Raw genomic sequence first — 19,684 nt, 5'->3', positions numbered from 1 at the left:
CCTTGCTCACAAGTGCTTACAGTTCAGCCAAGTCGGCCATGTTACCTTTGCTTTCCAACCAGGTACGGCGGTCTGCAGCTCGTTTTTTCGCTAAAAGCATATCCATCAGCTCTTCCATTAGTTCGCCATCGTCAATGGTCAACTGAACCAGTCGGCGGGTATTTGGATCCATAGTGGTTTCACGTAAGGTTAACGGGTTCATCTCACCCAAACCTTTAAAACGCTGAACATTCACTTTGCCTTTGCGCTTTTCAGCCTCGATACGATCTAAAATGCCCTGCTTTTCACCTTCATCCAACGCGTAATAGACGTCCTTGCCGACATCTACGCGATAAAGTGGTGGCATCGCGACAAAAATATGACCGTTTTCCACTAATGGTCTGAAGTGCTTCACAAACAGTGCACAAAGCAATGTTGCGATGTGCAAACCGTCTGAGTCGGCATCCGCTAAAATGCAAATTTTCCCATAACGCAATTTGTCTAAATCGACACTGTTTGGGTCAACGCCTACCGCAACCGAAATGTCGTGAATTTCCTGCGACGCCAGAATTTGTTCCGGGTCAACCTCCCAGGTATTCAGAATTTTACCGCGAAGCGGCATAACCGCCTGAAACTCACGATCTCGAGCTTGCTTCGCAGAGCCTCCTGCCGAGTCCCCTTCCACTAAAAACAGTTCACTTCTGCCGGGCTCCTGACTTGAACAGTCTGTGAGCTTTCCGGGGAGCGCCGGGCCCTGCGTTACTTTTTTACGAACAACTTTTTTACTGGCTTTTAGTCGTCTTTGCGCGTTGCTAATGCAGACATCGGCTAAAAGTTCAGCTTGATCGGTATGCTCATTCAGCCAAAGGCTAAAAGAGTCTTTTACCACCCCGGAGACAAAGCTGGCGGACTGCCGCGAGGACAAGCGCTCTTTTGTCTGCCCTGCAAACTGAGGGTCCTGCATTTTGGTCGACAAAATATAGCTACAACGTTCCCATACGTCTTCCGGAGTTAACTTGACCCCTCTGGGTAACAGGTTACGGAACTCACAAAACTCACGCATAGCCTCCAGTAGCCCCTGACGTAGTCCGTTTACATGGGTACCGCCCAGCGTGGTCGGAATTAAGTTAACGTAACTTTCAGAGACCCCTTCGCCACCTTCAGGCAGCCAGGTAACAGCCCAGTCAACACCTTCTGTTTGCGAGCTAAAACTACCATCGAAGGGTTCTTCCGGTAAGGTCGGTACATCCTTAACCGCCTCAACCAAATAATCCGTTAAGCCATCCTGATAAAACCAGGTATCTTCCGTGTCATCAATTTTATTACGGAAGGTAATTGTCAGGCCTGGACATAGCACAGCTTTAGCGCGCAATATGTGTTTTAACTTGGTAACAGAGAATTTTGCAGAATCGAAATATTGAGGGTCCGGCCAAAAGTGAACTCGTGTACCGGTGTTTCTTTTCCCCACCGTTCCGGTTACTTCCAGCTCACTGACTTTATCGCCGTTCTCATAGGCCATTTCATAAACTTGCCCATCACGCTTAATCGTCAGTTCAACACGCTTGGATAAAGCGTTAACCACCGAGATACCAACACCATGCAAACCACCGGAAAATTGATAGTTTTTATTCGAAAACTTACCGCCGGCATGCAGTTTACTCATGATCAGCTCAACACCCGGAACACCTTCTTCCGGATGAATATCCACCGGCATTCCCCGACCATCGTCGGTGGCTTCCAGCGACTGGTCCTGATGCAGAACAACAAGCAACGTTTTGGCATGCCCCGCCAGAGCTTCATCGACACTATTATCTATAACCTCCTGACCTAAATGATTAGGCCGAGAGGTGTCAGTGTACATACCGGGGCGGCGCTGAACCGGTTCCAGTCCGTTCAGCACCTCAATGGAGTCGGATTTATAGTCTGTCATGAGTCCCTGTTTTTATTATTGGCTCGATCCACGAAAAGTGTGCTTCAATTTACCGCTAACTGGCGTCTATTTGAAGTAGTACGGCATAAATTTCTGAGCAGTTTCGCTCAGCTTAGGCTGAATATGGCCCTGCTTACGACACAAGGTTAACCAGTCGGCCAAAAATTGATTCACCTGATGCTTTTCATCCTGGTGCCGCATTTCACGGTTAGGCTGCTGATAACGTGCGGCTAAACGAGTAACGCCCTGACTGGATATAATCTCAGCCATACGCACATCATGATATAACCGCACCGTCATTTTAGCATGCAGGTAGTCTGCCCAGTCCGGCTTCAACTGTTCAATTTCAATGTCTGAGGTATAGCGCGCTTCACTCACGTTGCGCAAACTGAACGCTAAATGCTCCCCGGCATAAATCGTAACCTGAGCCTGAGACTCAAGCTGGGACAGCAGAGGCAACAACCCTGCGTAGTTAAGTTCGTTCAGTCGGTGCAGTTCAGCCACGTCGACAACATAGCGCTGTAGCATAATAAAACCTCAGTTTACTCCAGATCAGAGAACACCTTATCATGGTGTAACTGCAACCATTGTAACCCAATTACACTGGCTGCGTTGTTGATTTCTTCACGTTCAAGCATAGCGATAACTTTATCCCTTGGTATCACATGCACGCGTATATCTTCGTCTTCTTCAGGGAGACCACCAAAGTCGGCAGCCGATTTACTATCAACTTCTGCAATATAAATCGTTAACTTTTCATCGGTACCACCCGGGCTGGAGTAATAACTGGTAGCGTAAATTAAACGTTTGGCTGTTAAACCAGCTTCTTCTTCCAGTTCACGAGTTGCCACTTCTTCAGCGCTCTCGTCGGCATCAAACATCCCGGCGACAAATTCAAATAGCCAAGGCCCGTTGGGGTCGTCTAATGCACCTACCCGAAATTGTTCCAGCACGACTAACTCGTCGCGAACAGGGTCATAAGGTATCACCACGACAGCGTGGCCACGCTCCATCAATTCACGCTCAATAGGCTGACTCCAGCCGCCTTGAAACAAACGGTGTTTGAGTTTGTATTTATAAACCGACAAAAAGCCTTCATAAAGCGGCTGTTTTTTATCGAGTTCAACATCTTTTCGAGTCAATCTTGACGCCATTTCACCTTCTCACTTCAACTTTTTTTGATATGAGAGTAAAGCCTGCTTTCTGATCTACTATACAGCAAACATTCTGTTACACTTGAGCAGATTCTGAAACCATGTTTTGCTTAAATTATCAGCGTGAATCAATTACACTGGTAATCATTCAACACTGTATGTAAACTAACGCGCAATCACTTTAAGACTATTGCATGTCAAGTAACGGGACACTGACTACCATGAAAAAGCACCTCTTGTCAGCGGCTGTAGGAATTGCATTAACTACAGTCTCTTTTACGTCAAATGCGGAAGATTTAGCTCAAATTTATCGTTTAGCGGTTGATAACGACCCTACGTTGTTAAGAGCTGCGGCTGAACGTAATGCAACCCAAAAAGGCGTCGATATTGCCAAATCAGGGTTCTTACCACAGGTTAACGGTGAAGCTGGTTATAGTGAGTCTACGAGTGACTCGCCACAGTTTGTTAACAATCAAATCCAGAAATTTGCAATAGATAGTAGTGGTTGGCAAGCAGGCGTTACTTTAAACCAAAGTATCTTTGACTGGAGCGTCTGGAAAAACGCTGACATTGCTGAAAAGCAAGCCTATCAAGCCGAGATTTCATACAGTAATGCTCAGCAGGAATTAATGCTGCGTGTTGTAAACGCTTACTTCCAGGCACTTCAGGCAAAAGACGACCTGTCATTTGCTGAAGCCGAGAAAAAAGCCATTAAACGTCAGCTTGAGCAAACCAAACAACGTTTCTCTGTTGGTTTAACCGCCATTACTGACGTGCACGAAGCACAAGCACAATATGACAGCGCCGTCGCCCGTGAAATTCAGGCTCGTAATGCCGTAGAAATTGCTTACGAAAGCATTCGTGAAATCACTGGGCAATACCCACAGACGCTGGCCGCATTAGACACCGAAACCTTTTCGCCCAGTAACCCTGCACCGGAAGATGTCATGAAATGGGTAAAGAAAGCGGAAAATAGTAATCTAAGCTTATTAGAGAGCATGGTGCAGGTTGAGATTGCTGAACAGCAAATTAAGCTTCAGCAAGCGGGTCACTACCCGACCGTGTCATTATCAGCGAACTATTCAGCCAATGATATCGATAGAACAATACAAGGTGAGCCATCCCCAGATACGGGCCGTCTTGATAGCCGTTCAATTGGTCTAAACGTCAGCGTACCTATTTTCTCAGGCTTCCGCACCTCAGCTGAAGTGTCTCAGGCGCGTGACAACTACGTAGCAAGTAGCCAGCAAATGGTTCAGACCCGTCGTCAAATTGAGCGTGAAGTGCGTAACGCTTACTACGAAGTATCTGCGTCAATTGCCAGTATTAGCGCATTCCAGCAGTCTGTAGTTTCAGCAGAAAGTGCCTTAAAAGCAACAGAGGCAGGTTTTGAAGTCGGTACCCGTACTATCGTTGACGTACTGAATAGCACTCAAAACCTGTATAACGCTAAGCGTAACTTATCAGAAGCTCGCTATGGCTATATTCGCCAAATGCTACGTTTAGAGCAAGCGGCAGGACAGCTTCAGGAAAACGACCTATTGGCAATTAACAGCAGTCTGTCAGAGGACGTTGAAGGAACTGCAGCGGACTAACTCCGCTGACCACAGGCACCACTGCCCGTTAGTGGTGCCTTATCCCCTTATTTCTATGTTACTATCCGCTCCAATTTTATAAACAACAACGGTTCTTGTTGTGATTGAACAACCCAAATTTAAATTCTATTTTCTGCACCCAAAGTTCTGGCTTACCTGGCTTGGCGTTCTTATCCTTTATACCGTTTCCTGGCTGCCTTATCGTGTACAGCTGGCTATGGGGCGTGGTCTTGGCTTACTGTTTAAAAAGCTTATGCCCCGGCGCGTTAATATTGCCCGCACTAATTTAAAGCTATGCTTTCCCGAATACAGCGACGACAGCATTGAAGAACTGGTCACCGAGAACATGAAAAACACCGGCATTGCCTACTTTGAAGTCGGCATGGCTTGGTGGTGGCCGGACTGGCGCATTCGTCGCAAGCTCCATATTCACGGTGAGGAGAACTTACGCAAAGCCCAGGAAGACGGCAGTGGCGTGTTGTTATTGCTGTTTCATTTTCTCAGCCTGGAAGTGCATGCTCGCTTGCACGGGTTTGTAGAGCCTGCTGTTGGTTTGTATCGCCCTCATAACAACGCAGTAATGGAGTTTCTGCAAACTCGCGGACGTGCTCGCTCCAATAAATACATGATTCAGCGGAAAGACGTTAAAGGCATGCTTAAAGCTCTGTCTCAAGGCGATATTGCCGGTTACTTACCTGACCAGGATTACGGCCGCCGCCGTACTGAGTTCGTTAAATTCTTTGAGGTCCCTGACGCCTCAACCACCACTGGCACTATGTTGTTCGCCAACGCACCTAATTGCAAAGTGTTGGTATCTCGCTGTGTTCGCCGCAAAGACGGTACGGGCTATGACTTATATTACGAACCTGAGCTTCAAAACTTCCCGTCAGGCGACGACAAAGCGGACGCTCGCTACGTCAATACCCTAGTCGAAGAGGCCGTGAAAAAAGCTCCCGAGCAATACCTCTGGGTTCATCGCCGGTTTAAAACGCGGCCTGACCCCGATATGCCTAGTTATTATCAGTAGGTTCTATCTCAGTGTCGCCAAGCAGCTTATTCCAGCAACGAATAACAGCTTGGCGCTCTGTGTCTAAGTTGTGCTTTTCTAAAAGCTGCTCTCCCTGCAACGCCAGGGCGTGACTCTCACAACGGAAAATCTGAAAAGCGTTAATCAAATTTTGCGCATTCACCTCAGATAACAAATGCAGTTGTTGTGCCTCAGTCAGAAGTCTGACGTTATCACTGTATTGACATAACTCCGGGTGATTATGTGCGTGCCGTAGTACGATGTACTGCGTTATAAACTCAATGTCCGCAATGCCACCCGCGTCCTGTTTTAGGTCAAACATGCTGCTGTTACGTTGTGCTAAATGCTCACGCATTTTCTCTCGCATCTCCACAATGCTTTTACGCAATTCCTGCTCGTTTCTGGGCTGAGACAAAATACTGCGTCGTATATCCATAATGGTTTCACGCAATGCCGGAACACCAAATACCGGTCTGGCCCGAACCAATGCCTGTAATTCCCAGGTCCAGGCATCGTCCCTCAGATAACGTGCAAATGAGCTTACCTGAGTCACCAGTAGTCCCGCCTGGCCTGAAGGCCTTAAGCGCAAATCAACATCGTACAAAATGCCAGCCACAGTCCGAGTAGTAAATAAGTGCAAGATCCGTTGCGCAAGACGCAAGTAAAATTGCTGAACTTCTATAGGTCGTTGACCATCGGTCTGGCCCTGATAATTGGCGTCTGTAACAAAAACGAGATCGAGATCAGAGCCATAGCCTAATTCCTGACCACCGAGCTTTCCATAGCCGAGCACGGCAAAGCCTGTGTTGTCGACACTGGTGCCCTCTGGCTTGCCATGCTTTTGTGTCAGGTGATGCCATGCGAGACCGACCACCTCAGCGATAATAGCTTCAGCCAGCGCGCTTAAGTGGTCACTGACATTCATCAGTTCAAGAACACCACTAATATCGGCCGCCGCTATTTTTAACTGCAACGCTTGTTTGGCTTGCCGTAAAGCGTCCATCTGCGTTTCTAAGTCCTGCTCGGGGATCCTCAGCAAATACTCCCGCAACACCGACGCATAATCCTTCGATTCGGGCAAACTATAGAGTTGCTGGGGATCGATAAGCTCATCTAAAAGTATCGGGTGTAATGCCAGCTGCTCCGAAATCCATGGGCTTGCCATGCAAAGTTTGCACAGTTGTTCGCGTGCACCGGGGTTTTCCGCAAGCAGCTCGATATAGGCCGTACGACTCATCACGGCTTTAATGATGGATAACAGCCTTTCCAGCAAACGTTCCGGATGTTGATGTTGAATTGCGTGGCGCAGCATCATGGGCATTAAGCGAGCTAAAGCTGCTCGTCCACGGGGGCCGGAACTGCGGCGACGGCTCTCCTGACGGAAGTTTTTAATTGGTGTCCATAAAGCCTGTGGCTCGTTGACCCCTTCACTTTCCAGAATTTCTATCGCCGCATCATCATCCAGCATGTCCTGCCATAAAACCTGCAAGCTCTGCTCATCTTCGTCATCTTCGGACTCAGCCCCAACCACCTGCCGAAATTCACTATGAATGCGAGCCATACATTGATCAATTTTATCTTGCAGCTCTTGCCAATTCGGCTCATCTAACATAGCGCATAAGCGCGCTCGACCCAGCTCATCTGACGGTAATTGCTGAGTTTGTTGGTCATCTATTTGCTGCAGACGATGCTCTATAACACGCAAATATTCATAGTCATCCAATAACTGACTGGCTTGCTTCTGACCAATTAAGTCTAACTCAGTCAGTTCATTCATCGCTTTATAAACCGAGCGTGTCTGCAAAGATTTTTCCTGTCCCCCGCGAATAAGCTGATGTGCCTGAACAATGAACTCGACTTCTCTGATGCCACCGGCACCCAGCTTTATATTATTTTTCACGCCCTGGCGCCGGGTTTCCTGCGTAATAAGAAGCTTCATTTTACGCAAGGCTTCAATCGCACCAAAATCAATGTAGCGACGATAAACGAAGGGTCGTATTAATTGCTGAAATGCCTGCTGGTATTGTTCATCTGCGCCTATCATCCGGGCTTTTACCATAGCGTAACGCTCCCAGTCACGCCCTTGCTCCTGATAATAATGCTCTAACGCGTTAACACTGGTCACTAAAGGACCCGACTGGCCAAAAGGCCGAAGCCTCATATCAACCCGGAAAACCTGGCCGTCGGCGGTCGTTTCATCGAGTAAACCAATAAGCGACTGCGCCAATCGTTTATAAAAAACACCATGCTCTAAGTTACGGCCCGGCCCCTGAGTCTCACCTTGCTCAGGGAACGCAAAAATAAGATCGATATCCGACGAAAAGTTTAATTCCCTTCCGCCCAGTTTTCCCATACCAATAATCAACAGCGGCAGGAGGTTGCCTCCGGCATCAAGCGGCTTACCATGACGGTTAATATAACGATCGAACAGCCAACTTAAGCTTTCGCTGATTGCAGCATCAGCAATAGCACTATAGTGAGCCAGAGACTCTTTTAGAGAAAGTTGCTGTAAAATATCAGCGGTGGCCAGCTTTGCCATCCAGCAATGACGCAATTGCCGAAGGCACTTTTTGGCGTCCTCTTCACTATTTAAAGGTTCTAACGCCTCTGCAATATGCGCTTCATAGCCGCTCACGTCGGGCAGCTGAATGGCTGTCTTACTAGCAACAAAAAGCTCAGTGACCAATTGCTCGGGATAACTTTCTGCTACGCGGCCTATGAATGGGCTTACAGCAAATAAAGACCTTAGCAGTTGCTGCTGTTCATTGTTTAACAGGGAACCGGAAGCAACATCCTGGTAGCGTTGCCAGGCGGCCTCACTCTCTTTAAGTAATTCTTTGCCGGGAGTCAGCATAGCTACCTTAATTCATCCAATAGGGTTCACGTTTCAGAGCTGCTTTTCGCGAATACTCCAGCGCTTTCAACAAGGATTCTCGCTGCACCTTTTGCCATTCCATTAACTTTTCATCAATTTCGTCGTCACGTTCTTTGATACGTTCATGCAAAATATGCAGGGCCGTAATTTCGCGGATGCCTCTTGCTAAATCTTGCCACGGCAAACGGAATTTTTCCCTTAAGTCAGGATCAAACAAATGACCGAAGCACGTCCCCATAAGCAAGCTGTTTTGCAGGGGGGTCAGCAATTTCAGGTAACCTTCTTCATTTAATCTTTCGTGCTCTGAAAAAGCCGTTTGCACGAGTTGCCAGTCACTTTTCAATAGCTGGCTGCTCCAGGGCAAAACTGGCTGCTCCAACTCTTCGGTCATTTCTTCTTTGAAAAGAAATTCAGACAGTTCCAGTAGCGTTCTCTGATAGCTGACGGAGTGAACCAGCTCCGAAACTTCCGTCAGCCTTATCACATCCTCCTGGCTATTAAGCAGCGACTCATAAAGCTTGTTATAGCGCTTAAGCGCGCGATGATACGCCCCATCTTCAGCGGTTAATTCGTCCAGCCCTTCAAAACGTTTTAACCACTGCAGCTTCGACATTATTTGCGAGATATTGGTCAGTAGCCGGCGCTCTCCTATACCATTTTCAATCAGCTGCTCCAGTACAACCTGCACCATTTGAATACCATCTGCCATGCCCTGCACGGCTCTTACACTGGGCTGAAACTCCAGACAGGCTTCATTGTGCTGCCAATGACGTAGCCCCGATTCTAACGACCGATATAATGCCTGACCGACATTATATTCCGACTTTAGCGGTACGTAATGCATCTGCGTAAATGGTTCAAGCAGGCTTTTCCCTGCTAATAAGTAACCTCTTGCAGCTTTACTGAGCGAGCCTACTCTCGCACCCGCTTTTTTAACCAGTTCATTTGCCAGTCGATAGGCCTCAGTTAAAGAGCCCTTTTGCACTTCAAGCTCAATTTCAGCTATCGGCTCACGTTGCTCCCCGGACTCAATATAGCCATCATCAAAAACCATCTCGATAACACCTTCACCACTGGGGAGTCGCCATTGGGTTCGGGTGAAGTCAGTAACAAACAAGGTGTCTAAGTCTCGCTGAATATCGTACACCGGGAAGTCATCCGGCCATATTTCGTTGTCAAATAAGGTTAAGTCAGGCTTGTCTTTATCAACATTTACATTGTACTCGGGTCTTTGATGCATACCGCCCATAACCCGACCAGCTAATTTGATTGTTTGCTCTTTATGATCTTTATAGCTACGTATCCGTAATCCAATATCGAACTGACGTAAACGCAAATCGGATGTGTCAAAGTAAGCGTTTGTAAGTTCAAACTGCTCTTTATTGGGCTTAGCCTGATTAGCATCCGCCAACGACTGGCAGACTTCGAGTGCTTTTTCTCGTTGTTCCGGAGCAATCAGTAATTTGAGCTCAACTTCTTGTGACATAAATCGATTCCGATGCGTTTAATAAGTTAGATTAAAGGTACTGGCTTGGCGGCTAACGGTCAACAAACACGGGCATTTAGTTCACTTGACACTAAGGGTGAAAAGTTGCAACGTGAGATCCGACCATAAAGGGTCTTTACCAGCGCAATAATAAGCTTATACTTGCGCTGATTCCCAACATTGGGGAAGCACGCCGAGCTTCGGCCTGGCTATACAGGAGATGCTATGTTCAAAGCGAGTGAGGTGCTATCCAAACAGCATCAGGCTGAGGACTTAAAGTCCTTACAGCAGGCAATCACTGACAATTATATTGTTGACGAAGACCAATATATGCGTGAGCTACTGCCGCTGGTTCCTGCTGATGATGAAACGGTTAGCGCAGTTACCGAGCGCGCAGCTAAATTAGTTGAGCAAGTGAGGGAACGGGCAGATAACGGCGTTGTTGACGCCTTTTTGCAAGAGTACAGCCTGGATACTAAAGAAGGTATCATTTTAATGTGCCTTGCCGAGGCACTGTTACGTATACCCGATGGTTATACAGCAGACGCATTAATTCAGGACAAACTGTCCGGCGGCGACTGGCAAAAACACATGGGCCAGAGCGCCTCATGGTTAGTCAATTCCGGTACCTGGGGTCTGGCACTGACAAACAGTGTAACGAACCCCACCGGCAAGCCAATGGAAACACCACGCGGTGCTTTTCGACGCCTTATCCGTAAGCTCGGCAAGCCGGTCATTCGCAAGGCGACGTACACCGCCATGCAAATTATGGGTAAGCAGTTTGTGCTGGGACGCAGCATTGAGGAAGCCCTGAAAGAAAGTCGCGACAACCGCGACAAAGGTTATACTCACGCTTACGACATGCTTGGTGAAGCCGCATTGACTATGAAGGATGCGAACTACTACAAGCAGCAGTACGTCAACTCAATTAAGACCATTACCAAAGAAGAATTTAATAACCCGGATGCACCACGACCGACCATTTCAATTAAATTATCGGCATTGCATCCACGTTATGAATCAGCGAACCACGAGCGCGTACTGACTGAGCTTGCCACCACCTTAACTGACTTAGTTAAGCTGGCAAAAGAAGCCGATGTTGGGGTGACCATTGCTGCCGAAGAGGCCGACCGCCATGAGCTCTCGCTGGAATTATTTGAAAAAGTCTATCGCAGCGGTGTTTGCAAAGGCTGGCCTCGGTTTGGTCTGGTAGTCCAGGCCTATTCAAAACGTGCCCTGCCAACTTTATGTTGGATAACAGCTCTGGCCAAAGAGTGTGGCGACGAAATACCGGTACGCCTCGTTAAAGGCGCCTATTGGGATAACGAAATTAAGTGGACGCAGGAAAATGGTCTGCTTGGCTACCCGGTGTTTACCCGCAAGTCTCATAGTGATATTTCCTATCTGGCCTGCGCACGCTATTTGTTAAGCGACGACACCGACGGAGCTATTTATCCGCAGTTTGCTACTCACAATGCTCAAACCTTTGTAGCCATTGAACAAATGAACGAAACCCATAAGCGGCGCATTGAATATCAACGCTTACACGGCATGGGTGACAGCTTATACGACACCATAATGGAGCAAAATCCGGGCATGGTTGTGCGCATCTATGCGCCAGTTGGCCCACACAAAGATTTGCTGCCGTATTTAGTTCGTCGTCTGTTAGAAAACGGTGCTAACTCGTCGTTTGTTCACAAGCTGTTAGATTCAGATACGCCAGTCAATGAACTGGTTGAACACCCCATGAAAACAGCTTCAGGTTACGAAAAATACGCAAACAGCAAAATTCCACTTCCCCCGCAAATGTATGGGGATCGCACAAATTCGTTAGGATTGAATATGAATATTCACTCACAAGCAGATGATTTTATTGCAGCGGTTCAACAGTACCGTGACAAACAATGGCAAGGCGGTCCCATCGTTGATGGAAAAACCGTAGAAACCGACCATCATGTCAGTATTACCAGCCCTCAGGAAACGGCCAAGAATGTAGGCCGCATTTATTGGGGCGATAAAAAGCTTTCTGAGCAGGCATTACAAAGTGCCAACGCCGCCTACAAGTCCTGGCGCGATGTGCCTACCGAAGAGCGCGCGAAATGCTTAGAGAAGTTTGCCGACTTGATGGAAGCTAACCGCAATGAGCTGATTGCTCTGTGTTCAGTCGAAGCCGGTAAAGGCTTACAGGACGGTATTGACGAAGTTCGTGAGGCGGTCGATTTTTGTCGCTATTACGCTAATCAGGCCCGCGAGCTAATGGGTAAACCCATTCAGCTGCCAGGACCGACAGGCGAAGACAACGAGCTGTTCGTTGAAGGTCGCGGCACCTTTATCTGTATCAGCCCGTGGAACTTCCCGTTAGCAATTTTCGTCGGTCAGGTTGCGGCAGCGTTAGTTACCGGTAACTCAGTTATTGCCAAACCGGCAGAGCAGACTGGTTTAATTGCCTACCGCGCGGTGCAGTTAGCTTTAGAAGCAGGTATTCCGGGCAACGTATTGCACTTTATGCCGGGTAGTGGTGCCGAGGTCGGTAGCTACTTAACCAGCCAGGAAGATATTGGCGGTGTTTGCTTCACCGGTTCAACCTATACAGCTCAGGCAATTAACCGTGCATTAGCGGCACGTACTGGTCCAATCGTACCTCTGGTAGCTGAAACCGGCGGACAGAACGCTATGATGGTTGATTCCACCGCCCTGCCGGAACAGGTTGTCACTGACGTTGTCGCCAGTGCCTTCCAGAGCGCCGGACAACGCTGCTCGGCCCTACGTGTTCTCTTTGTGCAGGATGACGTGGCTGATCGCATTATCGACTTGCTACGCGGTGCTATGGAAGAGCTGCAGGTTGGCGACCCATTACTGCATGAAACCGATGTCGGTCCGGTTATTGATGGTATCGCTAAAACCAATCTGGAACAGCACATTTCCGATATCCAGCAGGCAGGTCGCTTAATCGCTCGTGCCCCAATGCCGGATTACGCTATGGGTGGCACCTTTGTCGCACCAACCGCCATAGAAATTGACAGTATTAGCCAATTGGTTAAAGAAAACTTTGGTCCAATACTGCACGTGATTCGTTATAAAACCAGTGAAATTGATGAGGTTATTGACAGCATCAACAACACCGGCTTTGGTTTAACCTTTGGCATTCACAGCCGTAACGAAACCTTTGCGTACGATGTTGCAAGCCGTATCGATGTGGGTAACGTCTATATTAACCGTAACCAGATTGGCGCAATTGTCGGAGTGCAACCATTTGGTGGTCGAGGCATGTCAGGTACCGGGCCAAAAGCTGGTGGTCCACACTACCTTACTCGTTTCATTACCGAGAAAACGCGCAGTGATAACATTACTGCCGTTGGTGGTAACGCAACGCTCTTGTCTTTAGACGATTAAAAGAAAAGTAAGGCACAAAAAAGCCAGCGATTCCTCGCTGGCTTTTTATTTTATTCTTCGTAATTTTTCAATTCTATTTGATAGTCATCCAACTTCTGCCTGAGGCTATCATTAAAAACGATAATAATTTCCTGCCGACGTCCTTTTTCATCAGCAAAACTCAACCCGGCCAGGTCTTTCTCGTATCGGTGTAATACCGGTGGTTTATCGAGCTGATAAGTTCTGGGAGGCAAAATCAGGCGCTTTTCCGTCAATTCAAGGTCACGATAAAACGCAGCCGGCTGCAATGGCCTGAATTTCACGACAATCGTCATAACAATCGCCATGGTCAGCAATGCGCCCGTGATGATAATCCACAGGGGAACTGCATCACCAATATAAATTGCCATCCATATCGCTAAAAAGAAGCCGCCCCACGCTTGGGGGCGGCGACTGTCACGATAAAACGTCAGTGCTGTTTCTTGTGATTTTTCGTTTTTAGAAGTCATCGTCACTATGTAAGTAAAGGCTCTCACTGCCGTCTTTTATCGCTAAAGCCAGGCTATGAATACGTGGCAGAATACGCGCAAAATAGAAGCGGGCCGTTTTTGTTTTGGTTGCCAAATAGGGTTTCTCGTTTACCAGTGGCTCAGCTGCTATCGCCATCTTCAACCACAAGTAAGCGTAAGAAACATAACCCACCAGATGCAGATACTCAACCGCTACGCTGTTAACAAGGTTTTCATCGCCCGCGGCCTTTTGCAGTACTTCCTCGCTGACACCATTCAGTATATTCAGCGCCTGCTGCAATTGCTCACGCTGCTTGATCCATTCACTGCCGGTAGCCGTTTCATCCAGAAAGCTCTGAATTTCTTCATTAAACGGCTGCAATAGTTTGCCTTGCGAACCAAACACTTTACGACCCAATAAGTCCAGTGCCTGAATACCGTTTGTGCCCTCATAAATTTGCGCTATACGAGTATCACGAACCAACTGCTCCTGACCCCATTCCCGCACGTAACCATGGCCACCAAAAACCTGCTGCCCGTGAATCGTGCACTCGAGTCCGGTGTCAGTTAAAAAGGCTTTAGCGACAGGTGTCAATAACGCGACCATCGCGTCTGCTTTTTGTCTAACCTGCTCATCTTCCGCGTATTTCGAGCGGTCGAGCTGCTGACCCACCCAGGTTGAGAACGCGCGACCGCCTTCAGTAAGCGACTTCATGGTCAGCAACATACGGCGCACGTCGCCGTGCACTAAAATTGAGTCAGCTTCGGCCTGGTCGTTGCGAGTTGCTTTAGCGCCACGTCCCTGAATGCGATCTTTAGCGTATTCCAGAGCATTTTGATAGGAGCGCTCCGCAGCTCCCAACCCTTGAATGCCAACCCCCAGACGCTCGTAGTTCATCATGGTGAACATAGCCGGCAGCCCGCGATGAGGTTCACCGACCAGCCAGCCTTTTGCGCCGTCAAAGTTCATGACGCAGGTGGCTGACCCATGAATACCCATCTTGTGTTCTATTGAGCCACAGCTAACGGCGTTACGCTCGGTCAGGTTGCCTTGCTCATCGGACAAAAATTTAGGCACCACAAACAAGGAAATGCCTTTTGTACCTGCCGGAGCATCAGGTAATTTGGCCAACACTAAATGAACGATATTCTCCGCTAAATCGTGTTCGCCACCGGTGATAAATATCTTAGTGCCGCTGATAGAAAAACTGCCGTCCTCAGCTGGTATCGCTTTACTGCGAATAATGCCTAAATCTGTTCCGGCATGAGATTCTGTCAGGCACATAGTGCCTGTCCACTCACCTGAAACCATGCGCGGTAGATAATGATTCTTCAGTTCGTCACTACCATGCGAGTTAATTGCCATAATAGCGCCGGAGGTTAAGCCCGGGTAAAGAGAAAAGGCGATATCGGCGCTACAAAGCATTTCTTCGTATTGAGCCGACAAAGACTTAGGTAAACCCATGCCGCCAAAGTCCGGATTAGCTGTTACGCCAACCCAGCCGCCTTCAGCCAACTGACGAAAGTTTTCTTTGTAACCTTTAGGAGTTGTTACTACCCCATCTTCAAATTTAACGCCTTGCTCGTCGGCTTCACGGGCCAGCGGCGCTACTAAGTTTTCAGCAACCTTGGCACCTTCATCCAAAATAGCACCGGCAGTTTCGACATCCATCATGTCGGCAAGCTCAGGGGTTTGCTGCCAGTCGTCGGCAACTCGGAATACATCGTGCAGGACAAAGTCCATATCGTCGCGGGGAGCTCTGTAGTCAGCCATATCATTACCTCTTGTATGAATCACAGGGGCATTCAAACAAATAATTCAAACGCCTGTTTAAACTTTATCGCACAAGAGTATGAATCCCTTTGCGGGATGTCAATAATTTCTACGGTTGCCAGTCTTCTAAAGCGGCTTGTGAGAATGCTTGTGAATCCATCACCAACACCACTTTCTGCGGCTCTATTCTCAGAATAGTCAATTGATTCAGCGCATCGCCCTCGTATAGTCGCTGGCCATTGAGTTCAATCCATCGCTGGGACGCACTGGAACGGTACATATGGCTATCGTAGCTAAAGGCTGGCACCTGTCGCTGAAATGAACGCGAAAGCTCACCTAGTGGCGGAATAACGCTTGTATCGGCATTATCACTAGTGTTACTACCGGTATCATTCACTGCGGCTTCAAAACGCTCTAACAAGTCGGGCGACACGGCAGACAAATCGAGAGCTTCACGCTGTGGTTCTGTTTGTTCGGGTTGAGATGCGTCCGTGGAAGCTGGCTCTGGCAACTCTGAGCGCTTAGCAACCTCGACTGTTTCTTCTTGCGGTTCAGCATCCCAGCTTATCGCTTCAACGGTTTCGGTTTTCCCCCAACTAAAGCGCTCCGCCGCAACAGTTTCAGGCTCTGGTTCTTTCGCGAGCCACTGAGCGGTTCCTGCCCCCAGCACTCCCCCTGCAACAATTATTGCGGGCCATATTAGCCACCCCCAACGTCGGGTACTATTGTCGGTAGCCATTAAAGACGCGTCTAATATTGACCGTTGCTTTAATAGCGGCGACTGCTGTTGCTTTAATGCTTTTAATAAGGAGGACATGACTAACTCTCTTTACTCGCTCTTTTATTCAATCTGGGCCCAAAATCTGAAGCTCTTGAGGCCAGCCATGCCATCGTTGCTTCATCAAACTTGCCGGTCACGCGAAGTCCCTGGCTCTTTTGCAACGCTTTAAACTGCTCCTCAGATGACTTTTTTTGCCATTCTGAACTTACATGTTCGCGCACTTGTTCACGCACCCACTGTTCTTTTTCATCTGGACTGTCTGCCAGCGGTTTCTGGTACAAAATTAAAAAGGCACCATTCCAGCCGTTAGTGTCTATAGCCGTACCATCGGTAACCAGATTCGCCATTTTGTCGCGTTTATAAAGTAAGGCCGGGTAATTAATACTGCGCAACTGTTGCAGGCTTTGCCGTAACTCCAGGCAAGCAAGGTCATATTGTTCTACCCACTTGCAAAAATCGGTGTCTAACGGAGGCTCTGGTAAACCCCATACACTGGCCAGCTCTTGCGCTGCCTTATACTGCATGGTGGTTGTCCTGTCCGGCTCAGGGGCCGTTTCTCTGACCAGGCTATAGCTTCCTATAGCACTGGCCACGAATAAGATAAGTGCGCCAGCCCAACGCCAGAAGGGTGACTGGTGCTTAACACCGCTTCTTCTGTCAGCCGGACCATTGAGCTCGGCATGTGCTTGTTGTAAGTGCCGTGGTAAAACTTCTGCACTTGATTCCGTATAGGCCGCCAGTAGTGCCCGGTCGCAATACAGGTTTAATAAACGGGGAATCCCCTGAGTCAGTTGATGCGCTTTACGCGCCGCAGCTGCACTGAAAAGTGGCCGGTTCGCTCCTGCCACCTGAAGTCGATATGCAATATAACGTTGAGTATCAGCTTCTGTCAGCGGCAAAATATGATAACGGGCGGTAATTCGCTGTGCCAGCTGACGCAATTCCTGCCTGCGCAATAGATCCTGAAGCTCTGGCTGACCAATTAAAATCACTCGCAATAACTTTCGATCATGAGTTTCTAAATTGGTTAACAACCGCAACTGTTCCAGCACTTGCGGGCGCAAATGCTGAGCCTCATCAATAAGCACCACACACTGACGACCTTCATCATTGGCTTTCAGGAAAAACTGACTGAGTTTGTCAGTCAAGGTTTTACGAGTGGCGGATCGTTTTTGATAACGGATACCAAATTCATCGCACAAACTGGCAAGCAATTCGTCCTCATTCAGCATAGGGTTCAGAATAAAGGCGGTTTCAGTCGACTCTGGCAATTGTTCCAGCAACGCCCGCGACACCGTGGTTTTTCCCGTCCCCACTTCACCGGTCAATAAGATAAAACCACCGCTGCCCTGCAGCCCTTGCGTGAGGTGCGCTAAAGCTTCCTGATGCCGTTCACTCAGGTAAAGGTAGTTTGGGTCCGGGGCAATAGAAAAAGGCTCTGCCTGAAGACCAAAATAGTTTTGATACATATCGGTCCGCTACTGTGCTGATGTTATTATTTGTCCAACAGTGTAACGACTTGCTTGCACATCGACCAGTGATTCGACATGATCATGCCAAACAAAGTTGAGGTGAACAGTGGAAGTCTATTTAGTCGGTGGCGCAGTACGCGACAAACTCCTTAAATTACCCGTGCATGAACGCGACTGGGTGGTCGTTGGCGCCCGCTCAGAAGAGCTGCTGAACCAGGGTTTTCAGCAGGTGGGTAAAGACTTCCCGGTGTTTTTGCACCCGGATACGCATGACGAATATGCGTTAGCCCGTACCGAACGAAAGTCAGGCAGAGGTCACACAGAGTTTACCGTTTATGCCTCGCCAGAGGTTACTCTCGAGCAGGACCTTGCTCGTCGTGACTTAACCATTAATGCCATTGCAGAAAGCGAAGACGGAACAATTATTGACCCTTACAAAGGTGTGCAGGACCTTGAGGCTCGTAAACTGCGACATGTATCAGAGGCTTTTACAGAAGACCCTCTCCGAGTTTTGAGAGTTGCACGGTTCGCGGCTCGTTTTGCACATTTAGGGTTTAGTGTGGCTGCAGAAACCCAGCAGCTACTGCAACAGATGTCGGAAAGCGAAGAGCTCAGTCACTTAGTTCCCGAGAGAGTCTGGAGAGAATGGGAAAAAGCACTGTTAAGCGAAACACCTTCCGTCTTCTTAAACTTACTTAAAAGTATCGACGCACTGCCCCAGGTTTTACCGGGTATCACGGCCGGTGATAGCCAGCTGCAAAGACTCAACAGGACTTCAGCTTATTCAGATTCGGCAATACTGCGTTTTGCCTGTTTATTTGTAGAGCAAAAGACACCCGATGATATCAAGCAGTTTTGTCGCCGACTGGCTATTCCAAACCACTACCGCGATGCCGCGACCCTTGCCAGGAATAATGAGCTCTTTATAACCCAGGCTAAGCTTCCTGAGGCAGAGTCGCTTTCGGCCACTTTAAAACAAATTGACTACTGGCGACGCCCGGAGAAACTCGAGCAGTTACTTCAATTAAGGGAAGCCGAGTTTAGTCGGTCAGAACAAAAGACAACTATTGATAAGCAGCACCAAAAACTGCGCTTAGCTGCCGAGAAAGCGTCAGCACTTAGTTCTCAGGCTTTGCAGCAGCAGGGACTCACCGGTAAAGCACTGGGCAATGCACTGCGTGAACAGCGCGAGCAAATACTTGCAGAGGCGCTGGTTTAACCCTCCAGCCAGCCAGTATTTTCAATAGGCTCTAACTGCTGCGGCACCTGCTTGTTGGACGCCTGATACTGTTCCCACAGTTGCTGATAACTGACTTCCAAAACAGGATGCAGAAGATCGCCAGCAATTTCAGCTAACGGCCAGAGAACAAACGCATTTTCAAGGATCTCAGCACGTGGTAATTGCGGCTGTTGCGCTCGTATTACATCATCATAGAGCAGCACGTCAATATCCAGCGTCCGTGGACTGTACTTGGCACTTTCAGGCACTCGTCCATTTTGCTGTTCAATGCGCTTACACTGGGCTAAAACCTCGGTAACCGAGCGGCTTGTCTCCACTTCTACCACCAGGTTGTAAAAATCACTGCCGGAAAATCCAACCGATTCACTGCGAAAAATTCGTGAACGCTGACGCCAGCCAAAGCTTTTGGCAATTGCTTCTAAGCCGGCACGAATGTATTTTTCACGATCCGTATTAGAGCCTACCCCGAGAAAAACTTGCGCCACAACCT

Annotated in this window: 14 protein-coding genes; 4 read left to right on the top strand and 10 right to left on the bottom strand. The window is 48.3% G+C overall.

All coding sequences use genetic code 11. The features are described 5' to 3' along the window. Window positions 1-16: 16 nt before the first annotated feature. The 3 genes from parE to BM359_RS10960 form a co-directional block, all read right to left on the bottom strand. Window positions 17-1,909: a DNA topoisomerase IV subunit B gene (gene parE / locus BM359_RS10970; protein ID WP_054489175.1), complete on the bottom strand. Its 1,893-nt coding sequence runs from the start codon at window positions 1,907-1,909 to the stop codon at window positions 17-19. Window positions 1,910-1,975: 66 nt separating this feature from the next. Next, window positions 1,976-2,437 carry a DUF1249 domain-containing protein gene (locus tag BM359_RS10965; protein ID WP_054489177.1) on the bottom strand — a complete coding sequence of 154 codons (462 nt, stop codon included), beginning with the start codon at window positions 2,435-2,437 and terminating at the stop codon, window positions 1,976-1,978. Between the two features lie 14 nt (window positions 2,438-2,451). Next, window positions 2,452-3,051: an NUDIX domain-containing protein gene (locus tag BM359_RS10960; RefSeq protein ID WP_412458234.1), complete on the bottom strand. Its 600-nt coding sequence runs from the start codon at window positions 3,049-3,051 to the stop codon at window positions 2,452-2,454. Window positions 3,052-3,284: 233 nt separating this feature from the next. Here BM359_RS10960 and tolC point away from each other — a divergent pair, with 233 nt between their 5' ends. Together tolC and lpxL are read left to right on the top strand one after the other, a co-directional pair. Next, window positions 3,285-4,658, top strand: a complete 1,374-nt coding sequence (tolC, locus tag BM359_RS10955) for an outer membrane channel protein TolC (RefSeq protein ID WP_054489181.1) — start codon at window positions 3,285-3,287, stop codon at window positions 4,656-4,658. 100 nt (window positions 4,659-4,758) lie between these two features. Further along, window positions 4,759-5,685: an LpxL/LpxP family Kdo(2)-lipid IV(A) lauroyl/palmitoleoyl acyltransferase gene (gene lpxL, locus BM359_RS10950; protein ID WP_054489183.1), complete on the top strand. Its 927-nt coding sequence runs from the start codon at window positions 4,759-4,761 to the stop codon at window positions 5,683-5,685. Here lpxL and glnE read toward each other — a convergent pair. Together glnE and BM359_RS10940 are read right to left on the bottom strand one after the other, a co-directional pair. Further along, the gene (gene glnE, locus BM359_RS10945; RefSeq protein WP_054489189.1) at window positions 5,669-8,539 is read right to left on the bottom strand and encodes a bifunctional [glutamate--ammonia ligase]-adenylyl-L-tyrosine phosphorylase/[glutamate--ammonia-ligase] adenylyltransferase; all 2,871 of its coding nucleotides are present in this window, start codon (window positions 8,537-8,539) and stop codon (window positions 5,669-5,671) included. The two genes, lpxL and glnE, sit on opposite strands and share 17 nt — an antisense overlap. Before the next feature lie 7 nt (window positions 8,540-8,546). Further along, entirely contained in the window at window positions 8,547-10,046 is a 1,500-nt protein-coding gene (locus tag BM359_RS10940) for a CYTH domain-containing protein (protein ID WP_054489191.1), read from the bottom strand. A 225-nt stretch (window positions 10,047-10,271) separates the two neighbouring features. Between BM359_RS10940 and putA the strand changes: the two genes are divergently transcribed. After that, a complete protein-coding gene (putA, locus tag BM359_RS10935) occupies window positions 10,272-13,439 on the top strand; it encodes a bifunctional proline dehydrogenase/L-glutamate gamma-semialdehyde dehydrogenase PutA (protein ID WP_054489194.1) in 3,168 nt (1,055 codons plus the stop codon). A 50-nt stretch (window positions 13,440-13,489) separates the two neighbouring features. Here putA and BM359_RS10930 read toward each other — a convergent pair whose 3' ends face one another. The 4 genes from BM359_RS10930 to BM359_RS10915 form a co-directional block, all read right to left on the bottom strand. After that, on the bottom strand, window positions 13,490-13,927 hold the full coding sequence (locus tag BM359_RS10930; RefSeq protein ID WP_054489196.1) for a hypothetical protein: 438 nt from the start codon (window positions 13,925-13,927) through the stop codon (window positions 13,490-13,492). Further along, window positions 13,917-15,701: an acyl-CoA dehydrogenase C-terminal domain-containing protein gene (locus BM359_RS10925; RefSeq protein WP_054489198.1), complete on the bottom strand. Its 1,785-nt coding sequence runs from the start codon at window positions 15,699-15,701 to the stop codon at window positions 13,917-13,919. Before BM359_RS10925 ends, BM359_RS10930 begins: the two co-directional genes overlap by 11 nt. Window positions 15,702-15,810: 109 nt before the next feature. Continuing rightward, window positions 15,811-16,518, bottom strand: a complete 708-nt coding sequence (locus tag BM359_RS10920; protein WP_054489200.1) for a general secretion pathway protein GspB — start codon at window positions 16,516-16,518, stop codon at window positions 15,811-15,813. Window positions 16,519-16,520: 2 nt separating this feature from the next. Further along, window positions 16,521-17,951 carry an ExeA family protein gene (locus BM359_RS10915; RefSeq protein ID WP_054489203.1) on the bottom strand — a complete coding sequence of 477 codons (1,431 nt, stop codon included), beginning with the start codon at window positions 17,949-17,951 and terminating at the stop codon, window positions 16,521-16,523. 109 nt (window positions 17,952-18,060) lie between these two features. Here BM359_RS10915 and BM359_RS10910 point away from each other — a divergent pair, with 109 nt between their 5' ends. Then, the gene (locus tag BM359_RS10910; RefSeq protein WP_054489205.1) at window positions 18,061-19,173 is read left to right on the top strand and encodes a tRNA nucleotidyltransferase/poly(A) polymerase-related protein; all 1,113 of its coding nucleotides are present in this window, start codon (window positions 18,061-18,063) and stop codon (window positions 19,171-19,173) included. Here the strand turns inward: BM359_RS10910 and folK are convergent. Next, window positions 19,170-19,679: a 2-amino-4-hydroxy-6-hydroxymethyldihydropteridine diphosphokinase gene (folK, locus tag BM359_RS10905; protein WP_054489207.1), complete on the bottom strand. Its 510-nt coding sequence runs from the start codon at window positions 19,677-19,679 to the stop codon at window positions 19,170-19,172. The two genes, BM359_RS10910 and folK, sit on opposite strands and share 4 nt — an antisense overlap. Window positions 19,680-19,684: the final 5 nt, after the last annotated feature.

The organism is Idiomarina abyssalis, assembly GCF_900116625.1.
In the GTDB taxonomy this organism is placed as follows: Bacteria; Pseudomonadota; Gammaproteobacteria; order Enterobacterales; family Alteromonadaceae; genus Idiomarina; species Idiomarina abyssalis.
The sequence above is the reverse complement of the archived record's forward strand: the minus strand, read 5'-3'. Positions and strand labels throughout refer to the sequence as shown.

Coding starts and splice junctions, on each gene's coding strand:
- parE (WP_054489175.1), bottom strand. CDS start 1,909: ATGACAGACTATAAATCCGACTCCATTGAGGTGCTGAACGGACTGGAA.
- BM359_RS10965 (WP_054489177.1), bottom strand. CDS start 2,437: ATGCTACAGCGCTATGTTGTCGACGTGGCTGAACTGCACCGACTGAAC.
- tolC (WP_054489181.1), top strand. CDS start 3,285: ATGAAAAAGCACCTCTTGTCAGCGGCTGTAGGAATTGCATTAACTACA.
- glnE (WP_054489189.1), bottom strand. CDS start 8,539: ATGCTGACTCCCGGCAAAGAATTACTTAAAGAGAGTGAGGCCGCCTGG.
- BM359_RS10940 (WP_054489191.1), bottom strand. CDS start 10,046: ATGTCACAAGAAGTTGAGCTCAAATTACTGATTGCTCCGGAACAACGA.
- putA (WP_054489194.1), top strand. CDS start 10,272: ATGTTCAAAGCGAGTGAGGTGCTATCCAAACAGCATCAGGCTGAGGAC.
- BM359_RS10930 (WP_054489196.1), bottom strand. CDS start 13,927: ATGACTTCTAAAAACGAAAAATCACAAGAAACAGCACTGACGTTTTAT.
- BM359_RS10925 (WP_054489198.1), bottom strand. CDS start 15,701: ATGGCTGACTACAGAGCTCCCCGCGACGATATGGACTTTGTCCTGCAC.
- BM359_RS10920 (WP_054489200.1), bottom strand. CDS start 16,518: ATGTCCTCCTTATTAAAAGCATTAAAGCAACAGCAGTCGCCGCTATTA.
- BM359_RS10915 (WP_054489203.1), bottom strand. CDS start 17,951: ATGTATCAAAACTATTTTGGTCTTCAGGCAGAGCCTTTTTCTATTGCC.